Annotated in this window: 1 protein-coding gene and 1 pseudogene; both read right to left on the reverse strand. The window is 41.0% G+C overall.

Annotation, left to right across the window (positions count from 1 at the left end):
• Positions 1-358 (reverse strand): annotated as a pseudogene (locus tag ABZJ92_RS22315) (transcriptional regulator); the annotation flags it as partial.
• Positions 359-415, reverse strand: coding sequence for an IS1 family transposase (locus tag ABZJ92_RS22320; RefSeq protein ID WP_003032489.1), 57 nt, complete (start codon positions 413-415; stop codon positions 359-361). It lies immediately after the preceding pseudogene.
• Positions 416-420 lie beyond the last annotated feature (5 nt).

Raw genomic sequence — 420 nt, forward strand, 5'->3', positions numbered from 1 at the left:
TGGTAACTTCACGGTAACCAAGATGTCGAGTTAACCACCCTTTAGATTCATAAAGCGAAAATAATGCGGCTCCAACGTACCCACCTAAATGGAAACGGCGTTCACTCCAATCTAAACACGCACAACAGATTTTACGTGAATGTTTGGAAGGAACGTCAATTCCCATTTCATGAAAATATTGAATACCACTTAATGTGATCATTGAACCATTTTCAGTGATCCATTGCTGTTGACAAAGGGAATCATAGATCTTAACGGCAACTTCGCCAGCTAAATGATCATAGCAAGTACGTGCTTTTCGTAAATGCACTGGCGTGGAAACTTTGGCATGTACGCCATGGTTGGTAATGACTCCAACTTATTGATAGTGTTTTATGTTCAGATAATGCCCGATGACTTTGTCATGCAGCTCCACCGATT

This window comes from Shigella sp. FJ200513 (assembly GCF_040495915.1).
GTDB lineage: Bacteria > Pseudomonadota > Gammaproteobacteria > Enterobacterales > Enterobacteriaceae > ECMA0423.